Consider the following 7,273-nt stretch of genomic DNA (forward strand, 5'->3'; position numbering starts at 1 on the left):
CGGCGCCGGCGTGTAGTGGGCGCCGGCCGCCCGCCGCCGCCCAGCGGGCAGCAGCGCCTCGTGGGCCTCGCCGAGCAGGCCCGGCCCGGCACCGTCGGGCGGGTCGAGGGCGAGGGCGAGGCCCGGCGGAGGCACCGGGTCGCCGGCCTCGGCGAGCAGCCGCAGCCGCCCGTCGGCCGGCGCCCCGAGGCGCACGGCGAGCGCGGCGAGCACCTGGGCCGCCGTCGCTCCCGCCGCCTCGGCCACCGCCGGCAACCCGGCGAGGAACGGCGGCGGGCGACGGGGCACGCCGGTGTGTCCTACGCGACCTCGGCGGTGGCGTGCGGGTCCCAGGCGGCCAGGTCGGCCAGCCGGGGGTCGTTCGAGAACATCTCGGTGATCGGCGAGCGGATGCCGAGGCGGGTCTGCAGCCGCCGCACGGCCAGCTCCTCGTTCCAGAGCACGAGCGTGACGGCCAGGCCGGTGTCGCCCGCCCTCGCCGTGCGGCCCGACCGGTGGAGGTAGGCCTTGTGGTCCTCGGGCGGGTCGTAGTGGACGACCACGTCGATGCTGTCCACGTGGATGCCCCTGGCGGCGACGTCGGTGGCCACCAGCACGGGCAGGTCGCCCTCGGAGAATCGGGACAGCGCCTGCTCCCTGGCCGACTGGCGGAGGTCGCCGTGCAGGCCGGCGGCGTTGACGCCCTCGGCCCGCAGGTTGCGCACGAGGCGGTCCGCACCCCGCTTGGTCCGCACGAACACGAGCGTGCGCTGCACGCCCCTGGCGATCGCCGCGGCCACCTTCACCTTGTCCATCTCGTGCACGAGCACGAAGCGGTGGTCCATGCCGTCGACGGTCACCGACGCGGAGGCCACCTCGTGGCGGACCGGGTCGCGCTGGTAGCGGGTGACGAGGGTCTCGACGGCGCCGTCGAGGGTGGCCGAGAACAGCAGGGTCTGGTGGCGCCCGTCGGTGTGGCGCAGCACCCACTCGACCTGGGGCAGGAACCCCATGTCGGCCATGCGGTCGGCCTCGTCGATCACGACGCGGCTGACGTCGGCCATCGAGATCTCGCCCCGCTCGATGAGGTCGATCAGCCGCCCCGGGGTGGCGATCACGATCTCGACGCCCTTGCGGAGGGCGGTGACGGTGGCCGGGATGCTCGACCCGCCGTACACGGCGGCCACCCGGATCTGGCGGACGGCGCCGAGGGGGGCGAGCTCCTCGCTCACCTGCACGGCCAGCTCCCTGGTGGGGACGAGCACGAGCGAGCGGGGGCGGCGGGGCAGGGCCTTGGCGGTCCGCTCCACGAGCGGGAGGCCGAAGGCCAGGGTCTTCCCGGAGCCGGTCTTGGCCTTGCCGCACACGTCGCGGTCGGCCATGGCGTCGGGGATGGTCAGGGACTGGATGGCGAACGGGGTGGTGATCCCCCGCTCGGCGAGGGTGGCGCAGAGGTCGGGTGCGACCCCGAGCGCCCGGAAGGTGGTGTGCAACAGCTCTCCGGATCTTCGCGGTTGGGTCGCCGCGCGGTCGATGCGGAGACCCGCGGGGCGCCGGTTCGCCCGGCTCACACCCCGCCACCCGGCAGGCTACCAGCGGTTTCCCCCGCTCCGGGGGTTGGTGACCGGCCGGTAAGACGAGTCGTGGGCGGGCGACTACGGTGTGCGGCGTGCCGAGTGCCGCGAAGGGGCCGGTGATGATGCTCGAGGTGGTCGACGAGGAACGCTCGGACGAGTCGTGGGACGCCGAGCACGGGGACGGTCCCGACACGGGGCCGGTCAAGGTCGACGGCCGCATCGCCCGGTCGAAGCGCACGTTCGCCGCCGTCGTCGATGCGTTCCTCGAGCTGCTGGAGGAGGGCGAGCTGCGGCCGACGGCGGCCATGGTCGCCGACCGGGCCGGCGTCTCCCGGCGCTCGGTCTACGTCCACTTCCGCGACCTCGACACCCTGTTCGCGGCGGCCGCCGAGCGCCACTACGAGCTGCGCCTGCTCCCGCTGCTGATGTACGGGCCGCTGCCCGACACCCTCCGCGAGCGCATCGCCGCCTTCGTCGACGTGAAGGCGCTGCGCATGGAGAAGATCACCCCGATCAGGCGGGCGGCCGGGCTCCAGGCGCCGTTCTCCCGTGAGGTCGCCACCCAGATCCAGGCGGCGAGGGACCGGGCCTGGCTCGAGGTCGAGCGGGTGTTCGAGCCGGAGCTGAAGGCGTACGACTGCGAGCAGCGCGAGGTCGTCGCCTCCGCCCTCCTCGTCGCCACCACGTGGCCGACGTGGGAGACCCTGCGGGAGACCCGCGGCCTCACCGTGGCCCAGGCCAAGGCGGTCCTGGCCCACATGCTCACCAAGATCCTGAGCTGACGTGCGCGCCCTCGTCGTCGGCGCCGGCGGGGTGGGCTCGGCCATCGCCGCCGTCGCCGCCCGGCGGTCGTTCGTGGACCACATGGTGCTCGCCGACGTCGACCCGGCGCGCGCCCAGGCCGTCGCCGACCGGCTGGCCGACGGCCGCTTCGCCGCCGCCGCCCTCGACGCCGGCGACCGGGCCGCCGTCGCCGACCTGGCCCACGCCTCCAGGGCCGATGTCGTCGTCAACGCCTGCGACCCCCGCTTCGACCCGCCGATCTTCGACGCCGCGCTCGACGCCGGCTGCGGCTACCTCGACATGGCGATGAGCCTGTCGCGGCCCCATCCCGAGCGCCCGTACGAGGTGCCCGGGGTGATGCTCGGCGACGAGCAGTTCGCGGCGGCCGAGCGCTGGGAGCGGGCCGGGCTGCTGGCCCTGGTCGGCATGGGCGTCGAGCCCGGCCTGTCCGACGTGCTCGCCCGCTACGCCGCCGACCACCTGTTCTCCTCGATCGACGAGATCGGCGTGCGGGACGGGGCCGACCTCGTCGTCGAGGGCTACGCGTTCGCGCCGACGTTCTCGATCTGGACGACGATCGAGGAGTGCCTGAACCCGCCGCTCGTGTGGGAGCGGGACCGCGGCTGGTACACCACCGAGCCGTTCTCCGAGCCGGAGGTGTTCGAGTTCCCCGAGGGCATCGGTGCCGTCGAGTGCGTGAACGTCGAGCACGAGGAGGTCGTGCTCATCCCCCGCTGGGTCGACTGCCGGCGGGTGACGTTCAAGTACGGGCTCGGCCAGGAGTTCGTCGACGTGCTGCGCACGCTCCACCTCCTCGGCCTCGACTCGACCGAGCCGGTCAGCGTGCGGGGGGTGGAGGTGGCCCCGAGGGACGTGGTCGCCGCCGTGCTGCCCGACCCGGCGACGCTCGGCGACCGCATGCACGGCCGCACCTGCGCCGGCACCTGGGTGAAGGGCACGGGCAAGGACGGGTCGCCGCGGGAGGTGTACCTGTACCACGTGGCCGACAACGACCGCTGCATGGAGGAGTGGGGCTGCCAGGCCGTCGTCCTCCAGACCGCGCTCAACCCGGTCGCCGCCCTCGAGCTGCTCGACCGGGGCGACTGGCGGGGCACCGGCGTGCTCGGGCCGGAGGCGTTCGACGCCGTCCCCTTCCTCGACCTGCTGGCCGAGTACGGCACGCCGACGGCCGTCGAGGAGCGCTAGGCGGACGCCGGCGCGGCGGCCGGCTCGGGCTCGGGCGGCGGCCGCCAGGCGGCCAGCTGGGGCATCAGCCGGGCGATCACGAGCACGCCGGCCACGCAGGCCAGCCCGCCCGACACCACCGAGAACCGCGGCGTGGTGACGGCGGCGACGGCGCCGGCCTCCGCGTCGCCCAGGCGGGGCCCGCCGGTGACGACGGCGATGTGCACGGCGGACAGCCGCCCCCGCAGCCGGTCGGGCACCTCGAGCTGGAGGATCGTGTTCCGGAACACGGCCGACACCACGTCGGCCGCGCCGGCGACCGCGAGCAGCACGAGCCCGAGCGGCAGCCACGGCACGGCGCCGAACCCGGCGATGGCGATCCCCCACACGGTCACCGCCCAGAGCACGGCGACGCCCGGTCGCCGCACCCCGCTGACCCAGCCCGTGGTGAGCGCGCCGACCAGCGCGCCGGCGCCCGGCGCGGCGTTGAGCAGGCCGACGGTCGTCGCCCCGCCGCCGAACACCTCGGTGCCGAGCGCCGGGAACAGCGCCCTCGGCATGCCGAACACCATGGCGTTCACGTCGATCACGAACGTGCCCTGGAGGGCCCGGCGGCCCTTCAGGAACCGGAAGCCCTCGGCCACCGACGCCAGGCCGGCCTTCGTGCCCCCGCCCTCCGGCACCATCGGCCGCATGCGGACCACCGCGACGGCGGCCGCCGCGAACGAGGCCGTGTCGATCCAGTAGGCGGCGGCGAAGCCGAAGCGGGCGATGGCGACGCCGCCGACGGCCGGGCCGACGACCCCGCCGACCTGGTAGAGCACCTGGTTGAGGGCGAGCGCGGCCGGCAGCTGCTCGCGGCGCACGAGCCCCGGGATGGCCGCCGTGCGGGTCGGCGAGTCGATGGCCGACAGCCCGGCCGCCGCCCCGGTGAGCACGTAGAGGGGCCAGACGGCGGGGTCGTCGGTCATGGCGTTCAGCGCCAGCCCCACCGAGGTGAGGGCGAGCAGCGCCTGGGTGACGAGCAGCAGCTTCCTGCGGTCGACGGCGTCGGCGACGGCCCCGCCGACGAGGGAGAAGGCCAGCAGCGGCACCAGCTGGGCGATGCCGAGCAGGCCGACGGCGAGCGACGAGTCGGTGAGCAGGAAGACCTGGAGCGGGACGGCGACGACCGTGACCTGGCGCCCGAGGAACGAGACGAGCTGCCCGTTGTAGAGGAGGCGGTACTCGCGGGAGTCGCGCAGCGGCGACAGGTCGGGGAGGATGCGCCGCCGGGCGCCGGGGGCAGCGCTCAGCTCGCCCCCGGCAGGACCTGCTCGATGGTGGCGACGACCTCGTCGGCCTCCGGGTCGGTGCCGGGCCGGAAGCGGGCGACCGGGCGGCCGTCCGCGTCCACCACCCACTTCTCGAAATTCCACTGCACGTCGCCGGCCTCGCCGTCGGCGTCGGGCACGGCGGTGAGCTCGTCGAACACCGGGTGGCGGCCGGGCCCGTTGACCTCGACCTTCTCGAACAGCGGGAAGTCCACCCCGTAGGTGGTCGAGCAGAAGGTGGCGATCTCCTCGGGCGTCCCCGGCTCCTGGCGGCCGAACTGGTTGCACGGGAAGCCGAGCACGGTGAAGCCCTGGTCGGCGAAGCGCTCCTGGAGGCGGACGAGCCCGGCGTACTGGGGGGTGAGGCCGCAGCGGGAGGCGACGTTGACGACGAGCGCGGCCTTGCCCCGGTGGCGGGACAGGGCGTCGGGCTCGCCGGACAGCGAGCTGGCGGGGAGGTCGTAGATGGTCATCGCAGGAGGCCGACGCCGGGGCGGCGCCGGGTATTCCCCGCTCGTACCCGGCCGGCGACGACGGCGACCCCCTCGGCCGCCAGCCGGCGCTCGTGCTCGGCCTCGCTCCCCGGCACCAGGCGGCCGGTCGAGGTCACCACCCGCCACCACGGGCAGGGTGCCGTCCGAGGCGGCGAGGAGGGCGCCGACGGCCCGCGCCGCCCCCGGGTGGCCGGCCTCGGCCGCCACCTCGCCGTAGGTGACGACCTCGCCCGGGCGCAGCCGGGCCAGCACGGCGAGCACGTCGCGCTGGAACCCGGTCACCGGCCGGAGGCTACGCGGCGGCCCACGGGCCCGAGGGCGAGGCCCGGCGCCGGTCGCGCCCGCGGCCGCCCGCGCCTCGCGCCTGGCGGCGCCCCGCGTGTCACAGTCGGCACCCATGGGCGACACGGAGCGGCGGGCGAGGCTGGACGTCGTCCTCGGGGTGGCGATGGCCGGCCTCCGGTGGGCGGGCCGCCTCGTCCGCCTGCTGGCCGTGGTCGTCGCCGTCGCCGGGCTGGTCGACGCCGCGCTGGTGGCCGCCGTCGCCCCGGCCGGGGTGGCCGTCGGCGTCGCCGCCGTCGCCCTCCTCGCCGCCGCCCTGCTCACGCTCTACCGGCGCCGGCTGCGGGAGGTGGCGGACGGCGAGGACGACCTGCGGGACGCGCTCACCGGCGCCTGGGTCACCGGCGAGCCCGGCCGGCGGCTGAACGAGGACCTGCTGCCGAGGATCCGTGGCGGCCCTCGGCTCGGGCGGCTGCGGGCGCTGTGGCAGGCCGTCGGCATCGTGCGCGACCACTCCCCCGTCCGCGCCGTGCGCGACGGCCTCGACGCGGTCGCCGGCGGCGCCGCCCTCCTCCCCTACGCCGCGGTGCTGGCCGCCGTGCTCGTCGCGGCCGTGCCCGTCCTCGCCGTCGTCGCCCTGGTCGCCTGAGTCCGGCCTACCCCACGTCGACCACGAGGCGGTCGCGCAGCTCGGCGGCCGGCAGGTCCTCGGTCCGCACGGCGTACTCCCGCCTCGTCACCCGGTCCGTCGTCGCCGCGGCGACCTCGCCGTCGCGGTCGAGGGCGACCACGCTGACGACGAGGGGGGCGCTGCGCCCGCCCATCCCGGCCAGGTCCCGCAGGGCGGCGGCGCACGCGTCCCCGACCGCCAGCCCGGCCGCCATGCCGGCCACCACCCGGCCGGCCGTGCCGCTGCGGATGGCGAGCTCGCCAAAGCCCGTGCAGGCCGCCGCGCCGTAGCGGTCGTCGGCGTAGTTGCCGGCGCCGATCACCGGCGAGTCGCCGACCCGGCCCGGGTACTTCCACGCCCACCCGCTGGTGCTCACGGCCACGGCCAGCCGGCCGGCCGCGTCCCTCGCCAGCACGTCGACGGTGCCGGTGACCCGGTCGGGGTCGGTGGCCAGGCGGGCCAGCTCGGCCAGGTCGAGCCCGGCCCGGCCGGCGACGAGGTCCTCCACCGTCGCCCGCCCGCCGAGCACGTCCTCCAGCCGGGCCCGCCACAGGGCGGCCGTCGCCTCGGTCAGCAGCACGCCCCGCTCGGCGCCGACCGAGGCCGCGAACCGGGCCGCGCCGTCGCCCACGAGGAGCACGTGGGGCAGGCGGTCGAGCACGGCCCTCGCCACCGACACCGGGTGACGGAACCCCCGCAGCCCGGCGACGGCCCCGGCCCGCCTGGTCGTCCCCTCCATCACCGACGCGTCGAGCTCGACCTCGCCGAGCAGGTTCGGGAGGCCGCCGGTGCCGACCGTGCGGTCCTCCGGGTTGTCCTCCACGATCCGGGTGACGGCCTCGACGGCGTCGAGCGCGGTGCCGCCGGCGGCGAGCACGTCCCAGCCGGCGTCGAGGCCGACCAGCGCGTTCGCGCTGCCGACGATGACGACCCCGCTCACCCGCCGGCCCCCGCCGTCGCCCGGCGGCGCACCACGAGCAGGGCCGGGGC

8 protein-coding genes and 1 pseudogene are annotated in these 7,273 nt (G+C 76.4%); 3 read left to right on the plus strand and 6 right to left on the minus strand.

The genetic code is table 11. The features are described 5' to 3' along the window. Together VGB14_17925 and VGB14_17930 are read right to left on the minus strand one after the other, a co-directional pair. The coding region (locus tag VGB14_17925; GenBank protein ID HEX9994811.1) for a hypothetical protein at positions 1-288 on the minus strand (288 nt) is incomplete at its 3' end. Positions 289-299: 11 nt separating this feature from the next. Continuing rightward, on the minus strand, positions 300-1,472 hold the full coding sequence (locus tag VGB14_17930; GenBank protein HEX9994812.1) for a DEAD/DEAH box helicase: 1,173 nt from the start codon (positions 1,470-1,472) through the stop codon (positions 300-302). Between the two features lie 176 nt (positions 1,473-1,648). Between VGB14_17930 and VGB14_17935 the strand changes: the two genes are divergently transcribed. Then, positions 1,649-2,338, plus strand: a complete 690-nt coding sequence (locus tag VGB14_17935; GenBank protein HEX9994813.1) for a TetR/AcrR family transcriptional regulator — start codon at positions 1,649-1,651, stop codon at positions 2,336-2,338. Position 2,339: 1 nt separating this feature from the next. Next, on the plus strand, positions 2,340-3,545 hold the full coding sequence (locus VGB14_17940) for a saccharopine dehydrogenase C-terminal domain-containing protein (GenBank protein HEX9994814.1): 1,206 nt from the start codon (positions 2,340-2,342) through the stop codon (positions 3,543-3,545). Here the strand turns inward: VGB14_17940 and VGB14_17945 are convergent. The 3 genes and pseudogenes from VGB14_17945 to VGB14_17955 form a co-directional block, all read right to left on the minus strand. Then, the gene (locus VGB14_17945; GenBank protein HEX9994815.1) at positions 3,542-4,927 is read right to left on the minus strand and encodes an MFS transporter; all 1,386 of its coding nucleotides are present in this window, start codon (positions 4,925-4,927) and stop codon (positions 3,542-3,544) included. The genes VGB14_17940 and VGB14_17945 overlap by 4 nt on opposite strands. Next, positions 4,816-5,310, minus strand: a complete 495-nt coding sequence (locus VGB14_17950) for a glutathione peroxidase (GenBank protein ID HEX9994816.1) — start codon at positions 5,308-5,310, stop codon at positions 4,816-4,818. The genes VGB14_17945 and VGB14_17950 overlap by 112 nt, the downstream gene beginning before the upstream one ends. A gap of 177 nt (positions 5,311-5,487) precedes the next feature. Continuing rightward, positions 5,488-5,730: pseudogene (locus VGB14_17955) on the minus strand (MGMT family protein). On the opposite strand from VGB14_17955, the gene VGB14_17960 reads away from it, so the two are divergent. Next, entirely contained in the window at positions 5,729-6,262 is a 534-nt protein-coding gene (locus VGB14_17960) for a hypothetical protein (GenBank protein HEX9994817.1), read from the plus strand. The pseudogene VGB14_17955 and the gene VGB14_17960 sit on opposite strands and share 2 nt — an antisense overlap. Before the next feature lie 7 nt (positions 6,263-6,269). Here the strand turns inward: VGB14_17960 and VGB14_17965 are convergent. Then, on the minus strand, positions 6,270-7,273 hold a 1,004-nt coding region (locus VGB14_17965), incomplete at its 5' end, for a N(4)-(beta-N-acetylglucosaminyl)-L-asparaginase (GenBank protein ID HEX9994818.1).

Source organism: Acidimicrobiales bacterium (assembly GCA_036399815.1).
Lineage (GTDB): Bacteria > Actinomycetota > Acidimicrobiia > Acidimicrobiales > DASWMK01 > DASWMK01.